At 58.5% G+C, this 21,530-nt stretch carries 18 protein-coding genes and 3 pseudogenes; 9 read left to right on the forward strand and 12 right to left on the reverse strand.

Annotated elements, in window-relative coordinates; genetic code table 11:
- Positions 1–249: 249 nt before the first annotated feature.
- Positions 250–828 (forward strand): plasmid pRiA4b ORF-3 family protein, encoded by a 579-nt coding sequence (locus tag ABJ99_RS14585; protein WP_054086399.1) that lies wholly within the window; start codon positions 250–252, stop codon positions 826–828.
- A 57-nt stretch (positions 829–885) separates the two neighbouring features.
- Here ABJ99_RS14585 and mksF read toward each other — a convergent pair whose 3' ends face one another.
- The 3 genes from mksF to mksB are packed head-to-tail and all read right to left on the reverse strand — an operon-like array spanning position 886 to position 5,676.
- Entirely contained in the window at positions 886–3,705 is a 2,820-nt protein-coding gene (gene mksF / locus ABJ99_RS14590; RefSeq protein WP_054086400.1) for an Mks condensin complex protein MksF, read from the reverse strand.
- Entirely contained in the window at positions 3,702–4,409 is a 708-nt protein-coding gene (gene mksE / locus ABJ99_RS14595; protein WP_005890955.1) for an Mks condensin complex protein MksE, read from the reverse strand. Before mksE ends, mksF begins: the two co-directional genes overlap by 4 nt.
- Positions 4,399–5,676 carry an Mks condensin complex protein MksB gene (gene mksB / locus ABJ99_RS14600; RefSeq protein WP_054086401.1) on the reverse strand — a complete coding sequence of 426 codons (1,278 nt, stop codon included), beginning with the start codon at positions 5,674–5,676 and terminating at the stop codon, positions 4,399–4,401. Before mksB ends, mksE begins: the two co-directional genes overlap by 11 nt.
- Before the next feature lie 144 nt (positions 5,677–5,820).
- Here mksB and ABJ99_RS14605 point away from each other — a divergent pair, with 144 nt between their 5' ends.
- The gene (locus ABJ99_RS14605) at positions 5,821–6,624 is read left to right on the forward strand and encodes a hypothetical protein (protein ID WP_054086402.1); all 804 of its coding nucleotides are present in this window, start codon (positions 5,821–5,823) and stop codon (positions 6,622–6,624) included.
- On the forward strand, positions 6,617–7,072 hold the full coding sequence (rimI, locus tag ABJ99_RS14610) for a ribosomal protein S18-alanine N-acetyltransferase (protein ID WP_007253084.1): 456 nt from the start codon (positions 6,617–6,619) through the stop codon (positions 7,070–7,072). The genes ABJ99_RS14605 and rimI overlap by 8 nt, the downstream gene beginning before the upstream one ends.
- Before the next feature lie 10 nt (positions 7,073–7,082).
- Here the strand turns inward: rimI and ABJ99_RS14615 are convergent, their stop codons facing one another.
- Positions 7,083–7,487, reverse strand: a complete 405-nt coding sequence (locus ABJ99_RS14615; RefSeq protein WP_054086403.1) for a hypothetical protein — start codon at positions 7,485–7,487, stop codon at positions 7,083–7,085.
- A 175-nt stretch (positions 7,488–7,662) separates the two neighbouring features.
- Between ABJ99_RS14615 and can the strand changes: the two genes are divergently transcribed.
- Positions 7,663–8,301, forward strand: a complete 639-nt coding sequence (can, locus tag ABJ99_RS14620; RefSeq protein WP_005890963.1) for a carbonate dehydratase — start codon at positions 7,663–7,665, stop codon at positions 8,299–8,301.
- Positions 8,302–8,373: 72 nt separating this feature from the next.
- Here the strand turns inward: can and ABJ99_RS29855 are convergent, their stop codons facing one another.
- From ABJ99_RS29855 to ABJ99_RS14635, 4 genes and pseudogenes are all read right to left on the reverse strand, one after another.
- Positions 8,374–9,237, reverse strand: a complete 864-nt coding sequence (locus ABJ99_RS29855) for a methyl-accepting chemotaxis protein (RefSeq protein ID WP_412032782.1) — start codon at positions 9,235–9,237, stop codon at positions 8,374–8,376.
- Positions 9,232–10,047, reverse strand: a pseudogene (locus tag ABJ99_RS29860) (MCP four helix bundle domain-containing protein); the annotation flags it as partial. The gene ABJ99_RS29855 and the pseudogene ABJ99_RS29860, both read right to left, overlap by 6 nt.
- A gap of 113 nt (positions 10,048–10,160) precedes the next feature.
- Positions 10,161–10,814: an HD domain-containing protein gene (locus tag ABJ99_RS14630; protein ID WP_054086404.1), complete on the reverse strand. Its 654-nt coding sequence runs from the start codon at positions 10,812–10,814 to the stop codon at positions 10,161–10,163.
- A 61-nt stretch (positions 10,815–10,875) separates the two neighbouring features.
- Entirely contained in the window at positions 10,876–12,900 is a 2,025-nt protein-coding gene (locus ABJ99_RS14635; RefSeq protein WP_054086405.1) for an acyltransferase family protein, read from the reverse strand.
- Between the two features lie 297 nt (positions 12,901–13,197).
- On the opposite strand from ABJ99_RS14635, the gene ABJ99_RS14640 reads away from it, so the two are divergent.
- From ABJ99_RS14640 to ABJ99_RS14650, 3 genes are all read left to right on the forward strand, one after another.
- On the forward strand, positions 13,198–13,539 hold the full coding sequence (locus tag ABJ99_RS14640; protein ID WP_054086406.1) for a zinc ribbon domain-containing protein YjdM: 342 nt from the start codon (positions 13,198–13,200) through the stop codon (positions 13,537–13,539).
- A gap of 132 nt (positions 13,540–13,671) precedes the next feature.
- A complete protein-coding gene (locus ABJ99_RS14645; RefSeq protein WP_054086407.1) occupies positions 13,672–14,103 on the forward strand; it encodes a thiol-disulfide oxidoreductase DCC family protein in 432 nt (143 codons plus the stop codon).
- A 266-nt stretch (positions 14,104–14,369) separates the two neighbouring features.
- Complete coding sequence (locus tag ABJ99_RS14650) at positions 14,370–15,590, forward strand: sugar transporter (protein WP_054086408.1); 1,221 nt, start codon at positions 14,370–14,372, stop codon at positions 15,588–15,590.
- A gap of 67 nt (positions 15,591–15,657) precedes the next feature.
- On the opposite strand, the gene pcsA is transcribed toward ABJ99_RS14650, so the two are convergent.
- Positions 15,658–16,377 carry a phosphatidylcholine synthase gene (pcsA, locus tag ABJ99_RS14655; RefSeq protein WP_007253077.1) on the reverse strand — a complete coding sequence of 240 codons (720 nt, stop codon included), beginning with the start codon at positions 16,375–16,377 and terminating at the stop codon, positions 15,658–15,660.
- Between the two features lie 87 nt (positions 16,378–16,464).
- On the reverse strand, positions 16,465–18,480 hold the full coding sequence (locus ABJ99_RS14660; RefSeq protein ID WP_054086409.1) for an alkaline phosphatase D family protein: 2,016 nt from the start codon (positions 18,478–18,480) through the stop codon (positions 16,465–16,467).
- 279 nt (positions 18,481–18,759) lie between these two features.
- On the opposite strand from ABJ99_RS14660, the pseudogene ABJ99_RS29865 reads away from it, so the two are divergent.
- Positions 18,760–19,272: pseudogene (locus ABJ99_RS29865) on the forward strand (Tar ligand binding domain-containing protein); the annotation flags it as partial.
- A pseudogene (locus ABJ99_RS29870) lies at positions 19,270–20,247 on the forward strand (methyl-accepting chemotaxis protein); the annotation flags it as partial. The pseudogenes ABJ99_RS29865 and ABJ99_RS29870, both read left to right, overlap by 3 nt.
- 159 nt (positions 20,248–20,406) lie before the next feature.
- On the opposite strand, the gene ABJ99_RS14670 reads toward ABJ99_RS29870, so the two are convergent.
- A complete protein-coding gene (locus ABJ99_RS14670) occupies positions 20,407–20,844 on the reverse strand; it encodes a GNAT family N-acetyltransferase (protein WP_054086411.1) in 438 nt (145 codons plus the stop codon).
- A gap of 122 nt (positions 20,845–20,966) precedes the next feature.
- On the reverse strand, positions 20,967–21,440 hold the full coding sequence (locus ABJ99_RS14675) for a hypothetical protein (protein WP_054086412.1): 474 nt from the start codon (positions 21,438–21,440) through the stop codon (positions 20,967–20,969).
- Positions 21,441–21,530: the final 90 nt, after the last annotated feature.

Here is a 21,530-nt window from a genome sequence, read left to right on the forward strand (position 1 = left end):
CGCCGATGGTAGTGTGGGGTTTCCCCATGTGAGAGTAGGTCATCGTCAAGATTAAATTCCAAAAACCCTCATCGCTTACGCTTTGAGGGTTTTTGTTTTTTGGCTTTTGAAAACTTTACCCGCGCCCTTCGAACATAGCCTTGCGAGTTGATAGAATCTCGAACGAGTTTCAGGTCTTTTCCATGTCGCACCGCGAAATCATCAAGGTGCGAAATGTTTCACTTTCAATGCGCTAGGAAGGTCAGTCGTATGGTTAAAAAAGCTCCCTCCGCCAAGCCTGAAGCAGATCTGCTGGTGCTGTACATTGAGTTGAAAGAGGTTAAGCCCAAGGTCTGGCGTCGCGTCGTAGTGCCAGAGACCATTACCCTGGTCAAGTTGCATGCTGTCATTCAGCGAGTAATGGGCTGGGAAGGCGGGCACTTGCATGAGTACGAAATTGGCGGTGAGCGTTACGGTATTCCAGACGCAGATGGCGGCGAATCCTCGCTAAAGTCCCAGAGCAGGAAGACGCTGATCCAGACGCTGGCTGGTAAAAAGACATTTACCTACCTCTACGATCTTGGCGACTGCTGGGACCACAAAATCAAAGTCGAGAAGAAGCTGCCAGAAGAGTTCTGTCCTCAGGTGCCTTATTGCATTGATGGTGCCAATGCGTGTCCTCCAGAAGATGTCGGTGGCAGCTGGGGCTATGCGGAGTTTCTCGCTGCAGTCACAACGCCCAATCACCCCGAGCACGACAACATGCTCGACTGGTACGGCGATGATTTTGATCCTGCTTTCTTCGACCATACCCGCGTCAATTATCGGTTGTATGGTATGAAGGTCTGAATAACAGACAAAAAAAGGCCGCATTTTCATGCGGCCTTCCATATCAGCAAACAGCCCTTACGAAGCCAGCTCCGGCATCTCAGGCTTCACATCATCACGACGCTGAATATACTTCCAGTCCGCTTCATCGATGTAGATGCCATTAGGTCCGCTACCGCCTTCAAGATCAATAGCCACATGGGCCGAGACCTGCGGCTTGACGCTCGCCAGAATAGGGACAAAGCCCAGTTGCAGGCTGGTTTCCAGCAGTGCTGCCTGGTTTTTCTCGTCGATGTCGGCTGCTTCGTCGAGGTAGTAAGGCAAACGCACACGCCCGGCTTGATCGCGATCCATCAAGTGAAGCAACAAGTACATGTTGGTCAGTGCTTTGATGGTCATGGTTGTGCCGTTGGAGGCTGCGCCGTCGATGTCGGTATGAATGACCGGTTGACCGTTGACCTTGGTAATCTCGAACGCCAGCTCGAACAGGTCTTTCAGACCCAACTGGTTATGGTTGGCAGCCACCAGGCGTGCCAGATATTCCTTGGCCTCTTCGTTCTTGTTGTCCTGCTCGGCGCTCTGGCTGAGATCAAACACCGACAGCGTTTCGCCTTCTTCGTATTGCCCGGCGCTGTGGATAATCTGATCAATGTGCTTGAGCGCTTCCTTGTTCGGAGCCAGCACGATACGGAAGCTGGCCAGGTTCGACACCTGACGCTTGTTGATCTCCCGATTGAACAGCGCCAACTGGTGCTCGAGGCTGTCGTAGTCGCTACGAATGTTGCGCAGCGTACGGGCGATGTCTGTTACCGCAGCACGGCGCGCCTTGCCCAGCGTCAGCGCTTCCTCGCTGCGGTGCGCATAAGCGTTGATCAGCAGTTGCAGACGACGCTCCATGTCGTCCTCGCTGTCGAACTTCGCCACGCCCTTGAGGCGAACCTGAGCATAAAGCGCCTCTATCTGCCCATCGCTGCGCAGCAAACCTTGCCAGCTGTCCTGATAATCGTTGAGCAACGGCAGCAGGTTGTCCATCGAATCGTCAATCGGGTCCATGAACGGCGTGCCGAACGGCAGGTCCGCTGGCAACAACTGTCGGCGACGCAGTGCATCATCCAGTGTGCGTTGCTTGGATTCCATATCGCCGATCTGACGCGCAATCAGTTGCAGCTTGGCCGACAGCTGCTGGACGCGCTCGGTAAAGGCGTCACTGGAACGTTTCAGTTCATCCTGAGCCGCTTCCATCTGCGCCAACTCTTCCAGCTTGGCAGACTCTTCTACGCTCAGTGTCTGGCAGCGACGGAAGTCTTCCAGTGCTTTCTGGGCATCCAGCACCTGCTGATAAAGTGCCTCGGTCTGGAGCTTGCTCGCCGAACGGTCAGCGGCCACTGCTTGCTGGGTTTTCAGTTGCTTGAGTTCTTTCTCCAGACGTTCTTTCTGATCGCGCAGCGCGGCGCGGTCCGCCAACGCTTGCAAGGCGGGAGGTTCGATGCTCGACAGGTTGACGTTCAACCCCGGAACGGCAAACTGATCGCCTTTGAAACCGTCCAGGATGATTTCCAGCGATTTGACCCAGGCACCGTCATCGTCCAGCGCGATACCTTGCTCGCCCAGCGGCAGGCTGAACAGCGCACTGTTGAACAGGCGCATCAGGCGTTCTACGTCCGGCTGGGAAAACTCTTCACGCAAGCGGGCATAGCTGTTGTTGTCCGCGTGATCGAGTTGCTGCTTGACCGACTTGAGGCGTTTTTCCAGATCGCGCAAGCGTTCGTCCAGATCCTCGGCGCTGAACTGCCGGGACTGGGCCAGCGCACCGGCCAGTTCATCGTGCGCATCCTTGGCGGCCAGCAGTTGTTGCTCCAGCACCTTCACGTCGTCGACCAGCGCGAAGCGATTCTTGAGCACGGAAAGCTCGCCGATCCAGCGTTGAAGGCTGCTGATCTCCCGCTCCAGACGCATCAGCTCCTGAGTGCTGCTGCGCTGGTCGTTCTGCATTTCATCCTGTTGGGCACGGTAATGCTCGGCCTGGATAACCAATTCCTCTTTTCGCGCACCTGAATAGTCCGACCAGGTGCCAAGCAGCGAATCAAGGATGGGTGACAGGCGATGCAGCTTGCCACGCAGCACGTCGCGCTGTTTGACGCCAGCAGCCAGCGCTTCTACCAGCGGGCCAGCCAGGACCAGTGAGTTGTAATCCTGTTCCATGCGGCGCACATCGCGAAACGCTTCTTCGCAGGCGGCAATGTAGTCGACGCTGCCCGAGCGCAGGCTGTGTTCGAACGCATCCAGAAACAGTTGCTTGAGCTTGGCCGCCGTGATTTCACGCATATGCAGCAGGTTGATGAACAGCGCACGGAAGGTCTTGAGGCTCTGTTCGCTGGTGGAGCGCAGCGGGATCAGTGTCAGGTCCAACGGAATGGACGTATGGCCGCCGACCAGAAGACGGCGTAGCTCGTCGGGCTTGAGTTCGTAAGCTTTCAGGCCCTGGCTTTCCAGATTGCTGAACAGCTCTTTCTGACGCAGGCAGGTGTCGTTTTTCTGATAGTGACCCAGATCCAGTTCGCCGGCGTAGGCGAAGAACTGATGGCCGAAACCGCCGCCCGGCCCACGGCCTACCACGCCAATCACATGCGGGCCGTGGGGCAACGAGACTTCTACCAGGATGTAGCTGGTGTCGGAGGCAAAGTAGAAGCGTCGCGATTGTTCCAGGCTGTACTTGCCGAAGCTCATGTCCGACATGCGCGCCAGAATCGGGAATTGCAGGGCGTTGATCGAGGCGCTCTTGCCGAGGTTGTTCGCGCCATACACCGACAATGGGTTTTCCAGCGGGAACAGCCCCAAGCTGTAACCGGCCGTGTTCAACAGAGCAAAGCGGCGGATGCCATAACGTTCCTGGCTCATGTGTCCATCTCCTGTCGTTGCTCATCGGCGATTGCCCGGGCCAACGCTTCTTCCTCGGTCTCTTCACCGAATTCGGCGAGGTCCAGCGGGTCATCGGTTTCCAGCAGCTTTTCGTCGCTGTCGTCATCGATAAGCACTGGCGTCGGCAAGGGCAGGGCGCTGTGCAGGCTGGCCGCCAGGTCGCGGTCCTGTTGCACCGACAGGCAGACATCGAGAAAGCGGTGCATCGGCGGCAGGAAGCGGTAGATGCCGACTTCTTCGCTGGCGAAGCCCAGTTGAGTCATGCGGCGCATGATCTTCTCTTCCAGCTCTTCCTGGGTCTGCACTTCGGCCTGCAGGAACAGATCGCGGTACTTTTCCAGCATCGAAGGCAGTTCGTCGCGGCCCAGGCTGCCGCCGTCCAGCACCGACATCGGGTCACGGCCCTGATCGGCCAGGTGCTCGACGAGGATGAAGGTAAACAGCGCCAGACGCTGAGCGGTCTTGTTGACCTGCGCGGCCGCCAGCTCAGGCACGAAGTAATAAAAGCCACGGGTGTCACAGACCAGCTCGTAACCCAGCGCCTTGAACAGCGTGCGGTACTGGTCCTGACAGTTGGACAATTGGGCGTACAGCTCCGGATCTCGGCGGCTGATGTGATAGCCCTTGAATAGCTCGCGAAAGATCGGCGCAAGCTGGGACATTTCGGATAGATCAAGATGCATGAACAGGGCTCTCGGAATTCTCTGGCTGCTCGTCTTTTGGAGCGAGCAGGGCAAAGGAGCGCAGGCTGACGCGGTGCTCCCGGGTGAAATATTCGCGGCGCTCCAGGCGTTCGCGGGCAAAGCGCTTGTCACGCGACAGCCGCGAAAACCAATACAACAGCTCGTCGGTTTCGCCGGTCGGCTCCTGCTCCAGTAGCCAGACCATCAGGTCGGGCATCGGCAGAGCGTCTTCGCAGCGTTCAAGCATTTCCTTGACCGTACGTGGCGCGCGAGGCGGCTCGCCCTTGCGTGTGCCACTGGCCTTGGGAAACTTCGCAGGCTTGGGTTCGAAGCGCGCCAAGGCATAGACATAAGCCTCGACCTGGCTCGCGCTGCCCAGAAAGGTGCTTTGCGGCCGGGTGAACATCGGCATGGCAGCCTGCGGCACAGCGTCCAGCCCTTTGCGCCGGATCGCGGACAAGGCCAGCGCCGCGCCTCGGGTCACGGCATTATGACGACGCGCCTCTTCGCGCAGCGGCAACAGCAACTCACGCGCATGACGCAAGGTCAGCTGGGCGCTGGTCTGCATTTCCAGGATGCGCGCGTGGGTGCGCAGCAGCATGTCGTCGTCGACCAGGTGACCAAGCCGTTGCTGCTCGGTCAGAAGGCGCAGCAGGACGACTTCGACCTTGCGCACGCCTTGTTCGAAGGCGCCGTCGGCGTTGACCAGCTGGATCATCGGCTCGACGTATTCGTCCCAGGTGGCCAGCACTTCAGCGTAGCGCTGGCGCAGCGGAATCTGTCGATCACTGGTCTTGGCCCGGTCAGCGACCGCCACCAGTGCCTGTTCGTCGTTGGCCAGCTTCTTGAGTACGTCGCGAACGCGCATGTCCAGCAGCCGTAGTTGTCTGGCCAGGTCGTTGGCATCGCGAACATCGAAGGCGTCCTGAATGTAGCCGGCCAGCCGCTCCAGATGGCGCAGGTAGGCTTCGATTTCCAGACACAGGCCCAGCCGGTGTTCGCGGCGCAGATAGGACAGGAAGTCGTGGATCTGCGCATTCAGCTCGAAGCGGTTCGGGCTTTTCGCGACGGGCACCAGAATGTCCAGACGAATCCACACATCCAGCAGATTGGTGATGTCTTGCGGGGTGCTGTCCTGTTGCTGTGCGGCCAGTTGCAGACGCAGCTCGCTCAGGCTCAGCGTACCCTGGTCGAAATGTTCGCATAAGGGCTCAAGTAGCGCCCAGTGCTCGGCAAGGGCGCGCAGGACGCGCTTGGGTTCGATCATCGTTAGGCCGACTGTTGGCAAGTGAAAAGCAGCGATTGTACTGCATCAGTCGCCCGATATTTCACCTCGCAGCGATATGCTGCAGCGCGAAAAGGCGAACAACGCTAGAATTGCGCGCTCAACTTATCCACAGGTGGCTGACCCTTGCTCAACGAGTCCCGTCGCCGCGCTTACTTGACCGCCATGCAGGTGGTCAACTGGCTGCCGCGCACAGAACTGCCATTCGCCGCACCGTCGCGTCCGGAGCTGCTTGCGCCGTTGCCGCCGGTAGAGGTGCAAGGCCTTGCGCCTGTTGCCGCGCCGGTCGAGCAGGCTGCGCCGGCTGAAGCGTCGAACGTGGTGCCGATGGTTCGCCAGCCCGAGCGCCCGAAGATCGAAGTGCCGCGGCCGTCGCTGGCCAGTACCCGCACGGCCGCCCCGGTGACCGAAGAAGCCGAGCCGGCGCCGCCCAAGGCTCCTGTTGTGCCGCCGCCGCGCTTTGCCCTGCAACTGCTGCGCGCCGGGCACTGTCTGTTGCTGGTCGAACTGACCACCGGCCAGCCGTTTCAGAGCCGTGATCCTTCCTACCTGCTGCTCAAAGACATGCTGCGCGCTGCCGGGCTGCCCGACAGCCCGCAGATCATCGGCGAGCCGGTGCGCTGGCCATTGTTGGTGCGCGGGCAGATGGATCAGGGGCCGGAAGCCGCGCGCGATTTCGTGCAGGGTTTTGTCGGCGCCCGGCTGGAAGACGAAGCGTGCGCCTGCCTGTGGCTGGTCGGTCTGCCAGCGATGAAATACGCCGGTGAGGTGGATGCCGAGTCGTACAATCTGGAACTTCAGGTCGAAGGTCTGGGGGCTGCCTGGGCGCTGCCGGGCCTGGAATTAATGATGGACGAGCCGCAACGCAAGGCTGACGTCTGGAAAGCCATGCGTCGGCTGATGACGCGCTGGAAATCGATTGATGAGTGACGCCGTAACCTTCCGCCGCATGACCGAAGCCGATCTGGATGCGGTGCTGAAAATCGAATACGCGGCGTTCACCCACCCGTGGACACGCGGAATTTTTCTCGACGGGCTCAAATCCTACGAAATCTGGCTGATGTTCGAGGGGGCACAGCAGGTGGGCCATGGTGTGATTCAGGTCATCATCGATGAAGCGCATCTGCTCAACATCACCGTCAAACCGGAAAATCAGGGCCGTGGTCTGGGTTTGCTGCTGCTCGATCATCTGATGAAGCGTGCTTACCAGCTCAATGCCCGCGAATGCTTTCTGGAATTGCGTGACAGTAACCGGCCAGCCTATCGTCTGTATGAACACTACGGTTTCAACGAGATAGGCCGGCGTCGTGATTACTATCCGGCAGCGGACGGCGGCCGTGAAGACGCGGTGGTCATGGCCTGCACGTTGCTGGACTGACAGCGCGGGATCAGCGCTGATTACCGTCCAGCGGATCGACAATCGCCAGTTCTCCCTCGTCCAGCCCGTCGCCACCGCCAATGTCACCTTCGTCGACGACGGTCAGGTCCAGGTCGGCTGGATCGCCTTCGCCTTGTTCGGACGCAGAGTGGGCGCCGTCTTCATGGATCAGGATTTCCGGAGACAGGTCGTCGTCGGTCGAATGATGGTCGTCAGTCGACGCGCCGGTCAGCCCGGCTTCACGCACTCGCTGATCCGGAATTTCATGTTGCAGCTCGTCTTCAGGGATAAGATCGCCGATACGGGCCGGTTGTTCCTCATCGAAATCGAGTGTTTCCATGGAGCCCATGCGGTCTTCGTTGTCATCGATGGGTTCTGGTTCGGTGGCACCGAACGGGCGGTGTGAATCGTTCATGAGAAATCCTCATTTCAGGTGGTCGTAAAAAGTGGACCGGGCCTGACTTTGAAGATTCCTTTTTGTTGATAGGCAGTCGTTGACCGACGGACTTTCGCAGGTAGTGGCACAACGGCGTGACTTGAAGGATCGGACACCAGTCCAAGGCTGGGCATCATTATCGAGGCGTCAAAGCATGAACGAGCTACAAGACCTGATTGATAACAATGCACGCTGGGCCGATGCGATAAAGCAGGAAGACCCTGACTTTTTCGCCAAGCTGGCCCGCCAGCAAACGCCGGAATTTCTGTGGATCGGTTGTTCGGACGCGCGCGTGCCGGCCAACGAGATCGTCGGCATGCTGCCCGGTGATCTGTTCGTGCACCGTAACGTGGCCAACGTCGTGCTGCACACGGACCTGAACTGCCTGTCGGTGATCCAGTACGCGGTCGACGTGTTGAAAGTCAAACACATCCTCGTCACCGGCCACTATGGCTGTGGCGGCGTACGCGCCTCCATGCAGGATCGCCAGTTCGGCCTGATCGACGGCTGGCTGCGCACCATTCGTGATCTGTATTATGAAAACCGCGAATTGCTCGCCAAACTGCCGACCGAAGAAGAGCGTGTCGACCGCCTGTGCGAACTGAACGTAATTCAGCAGGTGGCCAACGTCGGTCATACCAGCATTGTGCAGAACGCCTGGCACCGTGGGCAGAGCCTGTCTGTACATGGCTGCATCTACGGCATCAAGGATGGCCGCTGGAAAAGCCTCGACGTGACCATCAGCGGTTTCGAGCAACTGCCGCCGCAATACCGCCTGCGCCCGCAGGACTGATCAGCGCGCGTTTGAGCGCGCTATCGCCTGCCAGTCCGTTTTCGAACGTGCTGGTGGGCGGTAATCAGACCATTACAAGACAAATCGTTGCACCATCGTATTCAAATCGGTCGCCAGCATCGACAGCGCGTTACTTGCAACGGTGGTCTGCTGTGCGCCTGAAGCTGTCTGGCTCGACAGGTCACGGATGCTGCTCAGGTTGCGATCCACTTCCCCTGCAACCTGCGCCTGCTGTTCAGCGGCACTGGCGATCAGCAGATTGCGATCGTTGATGGTCGCCGTCGAGCTGATGATGACGTTCAATGCCTCACCGGTTGCTGCGGCCTGCTCAAGGGTGAGGTTTGCCTGATTGGCCGTATGGCGCAGCGAACTGGCGGTCTGTTGAGTGCTTTGCTGCACGCCGTTGATCAGCCCCTCGATTTCTGCCGTGGACGCGCTGGTGCGTTGCGCCAACGAACGGACTTCATCGGCCACCACGGCAAACCCGCGTCCTGCTTCGCCCGCGCGTGCCGCTTCAATGGCAGCGTTCAACGCCAGCAGGTTGGTCTGGTTGGCGATGGCACGAATCACGTCCAGAATGCTGCTGATGCTCTGTGTACGTTCGGCCAGCCCTTCAGCCTGATGCGAAGAGTCGAGCACGTTTTCGGTGAGTTCCTTGATCGAACTGATGGTTGCCGACAGCTTGTCCTTGCCTTGTGCTGCCGCCTGGGTCGAAGCCTCGGATTCGGTCACGGTATTGCTGGCGTTACCCGCCACTTCCACGGCAGCCTGGCTCATCTGATTGACCGCAACGGCGGCCTGTTCGATTTCATCGTTTTGTAATTGCAGATTGAGCGCGCTGGCCTCGGCGATGCTGCCCATCTCCTGCACCGACTGCGATAACTGGGTCGCCGCCGCGTAAATCTGGTCAATGGTGCTGTGCAGGTTAGTGCGCATACGGCCCAGCGTGATCAGCAGTTGCGCAGTCTCGTCTTTGCCATCCGGGATCTGGTGCTCGCTCAGGTCGCCATCGGCAATCGTGCTGGCAATGTGCAAGGCGTGACGCACCGGACGGATAATGCTGACACTCAGCCGCCAGGCCAACAGCAGGGTCAGCGCCAAGGCTATGGCAATCGCGCTCAACGCGATGATTCGGGTCTGTTCGTAGCTGGCGCCTGCCACCTCGACAGCACTGGCGGCACTTTGCTTGTTCAGTTCGCGCAGCAGTTGCACTTGCATATCCATCAGGTCGCCTTGCAGCGACAGCATGGTGTTGGTCAGCATTCTGGCGTCATCCAGTTTGTTCTGTTCGATCAGTGCAGTCTGCTCCTGCAAGCCGGGCATGAACGCTTTGTAAGCATCCTGCAGCGCCACGATGGAATCGTGTTCGGTGCCGGACTGCACGCGCGCCAGGTAGTCCGCGAAACCTTTCTCGACCTCGTTTTTGAGCTGTTCGACGTTGATCTTGCTGTTGATGACCGCGCCCGGGTCATCGGCATTGGCAATCAGGCGGGTGGTTTCGCTGCGCAGTTTGACCAGGCCGATGGCGATGGCGTCGGCCATGGCGATACTCGGCAGCGCGCCGCTCTCGACAGCCTCGCCCTGTTCGCGGATAGCCTGCATTTGCAGCAGGCAGAACGCGCCCAGTGCGACCATCAGCATCGAGCTGATGCCGAAACAGATCACGAGCCGCGGGGTGATCCTGAAGCGGCGTAGCAGCGTCGTTGTGGTTCGCCGACGTAAAAAACCAGGCGTAAATCGTTTCACGGCACACGACCCCTATAAACACACGGACCTTCTCGGAGAGCCGTTTATAGGGCAGTTGCGTGATGTCTTTATGACATCTTTCGATTAATCCGAAAGCAGACGATGGCTTGCAATCAAGACGCGCCGATTTCCTCCATCAATTCGTCGAGAAAGCGCTTCAATCGAGTGTGTCTGACCTTCGCCATCTGCTCACCTGTGTGGGTTTTGAAGCCATCAGCGAGGTGCAGCAGCTTGGTGTGAAAGTGATCAACGGCAAACTGCTTGTCGTCATAAGGGCGCTGGCTGGCGTGAGGATCGGTCGGGTCGTAGAGCGATCTGCCCATCCGGCCTGATACATAAAAGGTTCGCGCCACGCCGAGCATGCCCAGTGAATCAAGGCGGTCAGCGTCCTGCAGAATCTTCGCTTCCAGCGTTAACGGAGTGATCGCCGCCGAGAAACTGTGCGCTTCGATGGCATGGGCGACCGCTGCGATGCTTTCTTCATCCCACCCCATGCCGGTCAGCAATTCACCGGCCCGTGCCGCCGCCAATCGCGATGCACCGGCGCGAAACGGTGAATCCTTTTCCACCGGCACGCAGTCGTGCAGCAGTGTGGCGGCGATCAGTACGCGCGCATCGCCGCCTTCGTGATTCCGGATGACACAGACGTTATTCCAGACGCGCAGCAAGTGCGAGACGTCGTGCGAGCCGTCGATTTTTTCGGCGTGGGTGTGTGGAATCAACCGCTCGGCGAGATCCTCGAATGGGGCAAAGCGTGCGGCGATCATCAGGTTTCCTTGTGCATCTGCATGGGCAGCAGCGTGACCAAAAATCCTGCCGTGAAAAAGCCTACTGCGCAAGCAACTGGCCGATCGGGCCGCCAAGCCGCGCAGCGCCATGGGCGTTGAGGTGATTGAAGTCCTTGTAATACGAGGTCAGGTTACCTATCAGGCATTGCCCGCCACTGCAGAATGCGTCGTCCAGGGTGACCAGTTTGATCTGATTCCGCTGGCTGGCCTGCCCGAACAGTTCGCGTGTGAAGTGTTGCAAGACATCATGCTGCTCGACAGAAACCGACAGTTCGCCGACCCGCTGCAATTTCTGCACGTCGCTGTCCGAGGTATCGCGCGCCAGGCGGTAGTAGAGGTTTTCCGGATTGATCAGTTGCTGCGGCACTTGCGCCACGATGAACACCTCGCTGCCGATATCGCGGTAGGCCTGAATGGTTTTTTCAAAGGCCTGTTTGAAGACGGCTCTTGAGGCAGCCCGGGTTCTTTCCTGATGATCGTCGGAGATCAGGAAATACTTGCTCATCTTTCTCTCGTCATAATCCCCATCGGTGTAAAGCGTCCAGCGTGCAACCAGCAACACGTTCCTGATCCGGTGCTGCCTGACGTATTCAAACTCGCGACTGGCCAGCGCCTGGCACACGCCGGGGTCGTAATTGCCACTGGCAACGTCCACGCCCAGCAACGGAAGGCAGCCGCCCAGGCCGATATGCACGAGGGTTTTGCCCTGTGCACGCGCGGCGCTGTCGAATGTCGACAACAGGGCTTCCGAATGACTGTCGCCAAACAGCGCCCAGTCCGGTGACTGCTCGGGATTGGCCAGACCAAACAGGCAGAAATCGATCGTCCAGCCCTTGCCGTTGTAGCCCTTATCACAGGTATCGCGTGTCTGCGGGTCGGCGAACGCTTGGTGCATCGCAGCCGGGTTGACGTTGAAGCGCTGAGTGAAGCCGTTGTTGAGATAACCGGTCAGCCCTAGGGCGATGAACAGCGCTGAGGCGAGTCCGGCCGAGGTGAATACCTGCTGACGATCGAGTTTCCCCGCTTTGCGAAAGGGCTGCTCGACGAAACGCCAGCTCAGCCAGGCCAGCAGCAAGGCAAGTACGGTAAGCGCGAGCATCACCGCAGGGTGCGGTTCGCGCAGGCTGGTTTGGCGGGCGAAGGCAAACAGCGGTTGGTGCCACAGGTAAGCGCTGTAGCTGAGCATGCCGATGAATACCGGGGCTCGGCCACTCAATAGCTGGCCAACCCAGGTCTTGCCGTTGGCGAACACAATGATCAGCGTTGTGCCCAGCACCGGCACCAAGGCATTGAGGCCGGGGAAGGGCGTGCTGCTGTCGAAAAATATGACGCCGTAAACAATCAGCAGAACGCCCAGCACTGCCGCGGCCTGAGCAACGGGGCTAGCGGTGTCGGCGTTTCGCGGGCGTGAGGCAAAGTAGAAGGCGATAAAAGAGCCTGCCAGTAATTCCCAGGCCCGCGCGTGCAGCAGATAGAACGTGTCGCTGGCATCCTGGCGTGCGCCCAGTTGCGCCAGCATCAGGCTCGCAACAGCGACAATCGCCAGCAGTGCAACGAGCCTGGTGCGGCCCATGCGCCAGCCCAGCATCAACACCAGCGGAAAAAACAGGTAGTACTGTTCCTCCACGGCGAGCGTCCAGGTGTGCAGCAGTGGTTTGAGTTCCGCCGTTGCATCGAAATAGCCGCTTTCCAGCCAGAACAACAGGTTGGATGAAAACGTCGGTACCGCCACCAGGCTCTTGGCAAAATACTTCAGATCAGGTGGGTCAAGCGTTGCCCAGGCGACAGGCAGGCAGACCAGCATGACCACGAACAGGGCCGGCAGGATGCGCCGTGCACGCCGCTCGTAGAAGTTGATCAGCGAAAATCGGTCGTTTGCCATCTCGGCAATGATGATCGAGGTGATCAAATAGCCGGAGATCACGAAAAAGATGTCGACGCCGACGAAGCCACCGCTGAAGAGTGGCAAACCGGAGTGAAACAGAATGACAGGAAGCACCGCCAGCGCGCGCAGGCCGTCGATCTCGGGACGATAGCCGAGCGCGGGATTATGAGAAATGCCCATGAGGTGTGTTCTCGCAGTGTCGATGGAAGGTGTCGATGGCAACAGGCGGGAGGCTGCAACAAGGAATGGCTACCGCCAGCGCGGAGCGCCGGGCGGATGTGGCTGAAGAGCGGAACTGGTGCAAGAGGAAATAGCGGGAAATATCGGCTCAATCGCCTTTATTTTTTAGTTCAGGTCTCTGCATTTGTCCACTCGGCTGATGGCAGTATTGAGCCGCAAATGAGCGGCGCCCACCCTGAAACAGGAAAAGCCCTTTATAATTCATGGTTTTTACCTCCACTCGATGCGAGAACCACTGTGAGCTTACCGTCCTGCCCGAAATGCAATTCCGAATTCACCTATGAAGATGGCAGCTTGCTGATTTGCCCGGAATGCGCCCATGAGTGGTCCGCTGACGCCGGTGGCGCCGATGCATCAGACGACGTGAAAGTGATCAAGGACTCCACCGGCAATGTACTGCAGGACGGCGACACGATTACCGTGATCAAGGACCTTAAAGTCAAAGGTTCGTCGCTGGTGGTCAAGGTGGGCACCAAGGTCAAGAATATTCGCCTGGTCGACGGTGATCACGACATCGACTGCAAGATCGATGGCATCGGCGCCATGAAGCTGAAGTCCGAGTTCGTCCGGAAAGTTTGATCCGGACGCGCAATCGCTTTAACGTGAACGCCTCGCCGGTCAATCGACCGACGAGGCGTTCGGGTTTTCGGACGTCACATGCCTGTGTTCTGCTGCAACAGGCGGTGGCTCTTTCCAAGGCAGGTGAATTGCATGTCGACAAGCCCCGCACCTTATTTGCAACCTGATGAATGCGTCGTGCTGTTCGATGGCGTCTGCAAGCTGTGCAATGGCGTGGTCCGGTTTCTGATCCGCCATGACCCGCACCGGCGTCTGCGACTGGCAGCGGTGCAATCAAAAGAAGGCCAGGCCCTGTTGCAATGGGCCGGTCTGCCGCTGGACGAATTTCACACCATCGCGGTCATCGTCAACAATCGTGTGTTTGTTCGTTCGGACGCCTTTTTGCACATCATGGGGTTGTTGCCTGCGCCATGGCCGCTGCTCAAAGTGCTGCGTATTTTTCCGCGCATTCTGCGCGACTGGGCCTACAACCGCATCGCGCTCAATCGCTATCGCCTGTTCGGGCGCTATGATCATTGCCTGTTGCCGTCGCCCGAGCACCGGCAGCGCTTCCTTGGCGACTGACGACCGGCGGTCATTTGTAAAGTCTCATAGCCATGGACGGGTTGTGATCCACCTTGGCGGTCCGTAGAATTCGCAGCATCTGGCTGTATTCCCCATATTCACAATAATCCACTTTGCACACTGCGCCCGATCCTGAAGGTCGAGCGGAGCGTTTTTGCGTTGGTTTTTCAGTGGGGCAGGCTGTGGTTTCTGTACAGGTGCCAGGCGTGTTGTTACGTGTGGCGGTCGACCTTCGGGTTGGAACATTTCTAGAGAGCTGTAAATTCTTGATAACGATACCTCCGAACGCCAAAGAAAATGAAAGCCCAGGCAGCTGGCTGGGCGTCTTCGCGCTGGCCTTGGCGGCTTTTATTTTCAATACCACCGAGTTTGTGCCGATTGGCCTGTTGAGTAACATCGGCCAGAGCTTCGACATGACCCCGGCACAGGTCGGGCTGATGCTCACGATCTATGCCTGGGTTGTGTCACTGATGTCGCTGCCGATGATGCTGGCAACCCGCAACATTGAGCGCCGCAAGCTGTTGATGTTTGTGTTCGGCCTGTTTGTGGTCAGCCATGTTATCTCTGCGATGGCCTCCAGCTTTGCGATCCTGCTGGTGAGCCGGGTCGGTATTGCGTTTGCGCACGCGGTGTTCTGGTCGGTCACCGCGTCGCTGGCCGTGCGCATTGCGCCGCCGGGCAAGCAGGTCCAGGCGCTCGGCTTGCTGGCGACCGGTACTTCGCTGGCGATGGTGCTGGGTATTCCGCTGGGGCGCGTGCTGGGTGAAGCGCTGGGCTGGCGCACTACGTTCCTGGGCATCGCCGGGGTCGCTGCGCTGGTCGTCTTCCTGCTGGCGCGCGCGCTGCCGTTGCTGCCCAGCCAGAACTCTGGCTCGTTGCGCAGCCTGCCGATTCTGTTCAAGCGTCCGCGCTTGATGGCGATTTACCTGCTGACCGCCATTGTGGTCACCGCGCATTTTACCGCCTACAGCTATATCGAGCCGTTCACGCAGACCGTGTCCAGACTCAGCGGCGAAATGACCACCATCCTGCTGCTGGTCTTCGGCGGTGCCGGGATCATGGGCTCGATCATCTTCAGCCTGTTCAGCGATCGCTTCCCGAACGGGCTGCTGATCACCGCCATCGGTACGCTGACCATGTGCCTGCTGATGCTGCTGCCGCTTTCCGGTGACTCAACCATGCTCGGCACGCTGACTGTGGTCTGGGGTATGGCGATCATGTGTTTCGGACTTTTGTTGCAGGCACGGGTGCTGGCGCTGGCACCGGATGCGACCGACGTGGCAATGGCGCTGTTCTCGGGCATCTTCAACATCGGGATCGGCGGCGGTGCGCTGCTCGGCAGCGTGGTGAGCAGCCACTTGGGCGTTGCGAACGTCGGTATCGTCGGCGGCCTGCTGGCCCTTGGCGGGTTGGGGTTGTGCTGCTTCACGACGCATCACTTCGGCAAGGTCCGGCCCGCAGCCGAGGTGCAGGCCGAGAGCAAATGATGTGCGCATAAAAAAGCTCGCTGACCGCGCAAGGCGATCAGCGAGCTTTTATGTATTCACGGCTGACTCAGGCCTTGAGCCGGCCCAGCCATTCCAGCGACGTTCTCCAGATGCAGATCCCGAGGAAGTACGCCGACATGGCCAGCCACAGGCCCATGACCAGCGGGCCGTTGTGCGGATGGTTGATGATCAGCAGCGCGCTGGACAACAACCAGACGGTAGTGACCGCGATGTTGATCGGCATGAAGCGGCGCACGCGGAACGGGTGCAGGAACTTCATGCGGGTCAACGTCAGCAATGCCAGGGCAATGATGGTGACGAACGTCAGCCACGGCGCCGGTGAGAGAATATAAAGACACAGCGCAACCACGTTCCATGCCGCCGGGAAGCCCTGGAAGTAGTTGTCCTTGCTCTTCATGTCGACATTGCAGAAGCAGAACAGCGACGAGACCAGAATCACCGAAACGCTCAGCAGCAGCGTGTAGTCCGGGACCGGAATGTATCGATAGATGAACAATGCCGGGATGAACACGTAAGTCAGGTAATCGATCACCAGGTCCAGCACCGAGCCGTCGAAGTGCGGCAGTACGGAGGTGGTGTTGACCTTGCGCGCCAGCGAGCCGTCCACGCCGTCCACGATCAGCGCGGCGCCGAGCCACAACAGGCAGGCTTTGGGTTCATTGTTGAACAAGGCAATGGTCGCCAGAAACGCAAGGACTACGCCGGTGGCGGTGAAGCCATGCGCGCCCCAGGCGTTGAGTCTGGCTATGCGTTGATTGGTTATCACGGGGGCGCTCTCCAGGAAATAATGCTTGCCAGGGTGTGCCGCAAACCTGACTGGTAGCAACTATCGACCCGGCAATTGCCGATAAGTTTAGCGGTGACTATCCCTTGTTTCCCGGTTGTTTTCCAGAAAACTGCGATCTGTTTCAGACCGCTCGTCACCGTATTCTTCCGGTTCGACGAAGCAGGTAGGTGATTCACCGTTGGCATTGAGTTGGTTGATCAGGGTCGGCTGGCCTTGTTCATTGAAAAAAACCTGACCGACACCTGCCGAGTTCCATAAGCGTTCACCGGCCTTGCTGTGCTCTGGCGTACGCGGGATGACCTTCATCAGGCGTCGCTTGGTGAACCAGTTCAGCGGTGAGCGTGGTGAGTATAACCAGCGATTCAGCCGATCAAAAGTGTCCAGTAAGCGTCGGGGGAATTCATTCTTGATACCACTGCTGGTTATCTGCCAGATATGAGGCCCGCCGCTGCGGTGGCGAATCAGGATTTCGTAGACGAACGAGTAGTGCACGTCGCCCGACAGAATCACGTAATTGCCCGGGGTTCTGGAGTGGCGAAAGATGTTCAGAATGACATTCGCTGCGCCACGGTGCGCCATCCAGTTCTCTGCATCCACCAGCAGCGGGTAGCCGCACCAGCTGAAAATCCGCTGTATCGCTTCGATCAGCTTGACCCCGAACACCGGCGCTGGCGACACGATAATCGCTGACTTGTGGTCGATCAGCTCCTGTTGCAGTTCGCTGAGTGCCTCCCAGTCAAGCAGACCGGACGGGTGATTGAAGTTCGACTCGCTGCGCCAGCGCCGCGTCCGTGTATCCAGCACCACCAGTGCCGGGCTGGTGGGCAGCACGTAATGCCACTGTTGAAACTTCAGCAACTGATCGATCAGCGCGTTCTGGGCGTGGCTGTCGAGTTGATTGTCTTTGCCGACAGCCTGTTCACTCAACCCATGTGCCTGTTGCACCAGCTCGTTGAGCGCGTCGGGGTTGTTGCCCCAGCCCTGACACAGCAGATAGGCGAGCAACGCGTTACCGATGATGCGTTTCGAGAACGGATGGCTATACGCCGTCTGCTCCCAGTTGGCCGACAGATTCCAGTCATCGGTGATGTCGTGGTCATCGAAGATCATCATGCACGGCAAATGAGCCATCGCACGCGCCACGCCCCCAAGCCCGGTGACGAATTCGTCGATCAACAGCTGCTCTTTGGCGTAACGCTCGAGTTCTTCTGCGTCGAGCGGGGGCATGTCCGGTTCGATCAGTGTCCAGGGCGTTGGCGACCAGACCAACAGGTACATCGCCAGCACTTCCGCCAGCGTCACCAGGTGGTTGTCGGCGGTGCTGCTGGTAAACACCGGCTTGCTGGCACCGCCAAAGAATCGCTCGCGCAGGGTGTCGTTGCTTTTCAGCGCCGGCAACAGATCGGCGCGCTGGTAATAGCTGGCCGGATGCGTGTAGAGGCTGGCGCTGTCCTCGACCACAGCGCCCTCCAGTTGCTCATCGAACAGTTCCAGGCGTTCGATCAGCGCATGAACGACACGCAGCATAGGCCCGGCGACGTCATCAGCGTAGATCTGGTCGCCGCTCATCATCAACAGGGCAGGGCGTTGCTGCGGTTCTTTGGTGTCGGCCAGCAAGCGGTCCACGCAGAGCAGACCGTCTGCTGCGCAATGGTGTGGCTTGCGGCAGGAGCCGTGCAGCAAGTGATCAATGCTGCTGCGCACTACAAAGTTCGGGTAACGGGCGCCTTCGTACAGCAGGTGCGGTGCCCATTCGGCAATGCCGCCGGGCTCGCCGTCCACCAGCAAGTCGTATTCGATCCAGCTGTCTCGGGGCAGATCGGCATCCAGTTGCAGGTCAATCAGGTGAATGAACGCGTGGCGGCCCACGGCGATGACCTGGCATTGCGGGTCGGCGAGCAAATAGTCGACGAAACCGTCTGCTGCGTTATCCGCCGTTGCTTGTTGCAGGCGTAACGTGAGACTCAACGGACGCGAACCCACCAGCCACAACACCAGGCGGCCGGCTTCCTGACGGCGTAACAGCGGGCCTGCGAGGACTGGGGGTAATGACGCGGGTTGTTCTGCGGGCGAAGAGGGCATCCTGATTCAAAACTCTGATGAGACCTTAGGCGGGAAATAGTAACGCAGCAGGCGTTGAAAGTTCTTGTTACACGGTTGAGGCACCAAGGTCAGCCTGTTTCAAGGCATTGCAGCATGGGCGGCAAAGTCCTGAACCCATTCGGACGAAGCGCTTTGCTTTGGCTCTTCAGTGACACCCGCCAAGGCCGATAGCTTCTCTCATACAGAGTCTGAAACGGTCTACACTCCGTGTTCCCTTCATCAGCCTTTTCCCGTTGTTCTGACGAGAGATCTCCCCGTATGAACTGGTTCTACAACGCTAAGCTGTCGACCAAGCTGTTTATCTCATTCGCATTATGCGCGGTGATTACTCTGGGTGTGGGGATGGTTGCCAGTCGGGGCATTGCCGAACTTGCGACCAGTCTCAAACTCGCGTTCTCCAACAATCTGGTGTCGGTGGCCAAAACCAACGAGGCGATGATCAATACGGTCGAACAGAATCGTGACCTGTACCGCTTTATCAGTGTCGTGGCCGCCAATGCGCCGCAAAGTGCAAAAGACGATGTCATTGCCAGCCTGAAGAAAAACCGGGCTGAAGCAGAAACGGCGTACTCGGCTTATCTTGCTACCCCTCTTGAAAATGACGAACGTGCTGCGGCCGATCAGATGGACAAGGACTGGCCCGCCTATCAGGCGCTGGTCGAGCGGGCCATGGGCATCATAGCTTCCGGCGATCTTGTTGCGGCAAGGGGGCTGGTGGATGGTGAGGTGCGCACTGCTTATCTCAAGGTAATGGACGATCTGAACATCATGCTGGGCTCCAACACCCGTCAGATAGGCGAGGGTTCTATTGCTGCCGAGAAAACAGAGTCTACAGCCAACCTCAATCTGTATGTCGGCATCGGCATAGCGTTTGTGGCTGCATTTGCGCTGGCGCTGTTTATCAATCGCGTGATCAGTTCGCCCATTGCTTCTGCACTTGCCAGTGCACAGCGTATTGCCGGTGGCGATCTGACCCAGCCTATTGCCAGCGCTCGCCGCGATGAAGCAGGCTTGATGCTTACTGCTTTGAGCGGCATGCAGGACAATCTCAAAAGCACCATCGGGCAGATTTCCGGTGCTGCCGACCAACTCGCCTCTGCCGCTGAAGAGCTGAATGCGGTGACGGAGGAAAGCAGTCGCGGTCTGATACGCCAGAACGATGAGATTCAACAGGCTGCCACAGCGGTTAACGAAATGACGGCAGCGGTGGAAGAGGTCGCGCGCAACGCTATGTCGACGTCCGATGCCTCGCGACAGACCAGCACCGAGGCTGCTGCCGGGCGTGATCAGGCCCGTGATGCCGTGAATGCGATCAATCATGTCAGCGCCGAGATCAGCAGTTCGACCGTAATGGTTGAAGAACTCGCCGGACGCGTTCGTGACATTGGCAAAGTACTGGATGTGATTCGTGGTATCGCCGAGCAGACCAATCTGCTGGCGCTAAACGCCGCCATTGAAGCCGCGAGAGCGGGTGAGCAGGGCCGCGGCTTTGCGGTGGTGGCCGACGAAGTGCGCGCTCTGGCAGCTCGTACTCAGGCGTCCACAGGTGAAATCGAAGCCATGATCGGAAGCGTTCAGGCGAGCGCCGATCAGGCTGTGCGCGCCATGGGAAACAGCCGGGATCTGGCCAGCAACACTCAGGTTCTGGCCCAGGCTACCGGTCAGTCACTGGAGCGTATCGCGAAGAGCATCGCTGAAATCAACGACCGCAACATGCTCATCGCCACGGCTTCGGAAGAACAATCCCACGTTGCCCGCGAAGTGGACCGCAACCTGATCAATATTCAGGACTTGTCCACGCAGACCGCTGCCGGCGCTCACCAGACCAGTGCTTCCAGCCAGGAGCTGTCCCGTCTGGCGATTTCCTTCAACAACCTGGTGGGCCGGTTCAAGGTCTGACAAACCTCAGGGCTGTTTGCCCGACAAGCGCTTCTGAAAAAAGACGCGCTTGTGTCCACGTGGATAATCGTCGATCTGGCCGAACTCGGTGTAACCCTGACGGCGATAGAAGTCCGGTGCCTGAAAATCGAAGGTGTCCAGCCAGATGCCGACGCAGGCCCTTTCCACCGCCAGATCTTCGGCCATCTGCATCAAACGCGAACCCATGCCTTGGCCTCGTGCCTGCTCGGGTACCACCAGCAGCTCGATGAACAACCATTCGAACAGAAGACGAGCGTGCAACCCGCCGACGACCTTCCCGGTCTCGTCATCGCGAATGAACATCGCCACCTTTTCGGATTTCCCGTCCCCCGCCTGCTCAGCGTTGAAACGCTTCAACGGCTCCAGAATCGCCAGGCGATCTTCTTCTGTCGGGTTGGTATTGACGTCAATGTGAATGCCCATGCAGTGGCTCCCAGCCAAATGATTGCGCGCCGAGATTAAAGCGGGATGTAACCGGGGTAAAGCGCGAGAGTGCGTGCGGTGTCAAACGGCAAAATTCGCACGAGTACGAGTTTGGTCAGAAATCAGCGTATGAATTTAGCTGCCGTGAAAGCGAGGCCTGCAAGCACCACCGAAATCTGGATAAAGCGCCAGGAGGCATCAGAAATGGATTTTTGAACATCCGTTGATATCGATCCTCGGAGTACCTCAAGATCTGCCTTGGTCGCCATACGCTCCTCGATACCGTCGAAACGTTTGTCAACTGCATCGAAACGTTTGTCAACTGCATCGAAACGCTTGTCGACGGCTTCGAAACGTTGGTCAACAGTATCAAAGCGCTTGTCGACGGCTTCGAAACGCTTGTCAACAGCATCGAAACGCTGATCGACGGCATCGAAACGCTTGTCAACGGCTTCGAAACGCTGATTGACGGCATCGAAACGCTTGTCAACAGCATCGAAACGCTGATCAACGCCGTCGAGCTTTGTTTCGATGCGCACAAGGCGCTCTCTTACTTCAGGAATCGCCTTCTCAAGATTTGCTACACGAGCTTCCATTTGCCCATCTCCAGAGGGTTTTACGGGTCCTTCAGTTTTCTTGAATTGCCTGTATCGAGTATGAAATACCCCGAAATCAACGTTCATTCC

Source organism: Pseudomonas syringae pv. cilantro, assembly GCF_001293775.1.
Classification (GTDB): Bacteria; Pseudomonadota; Gammaproteobacteria; order Pseudomonadales; family Pseudomonadaceae; genus Aquipseudomonas; species Aquipseudomonas syringae_P.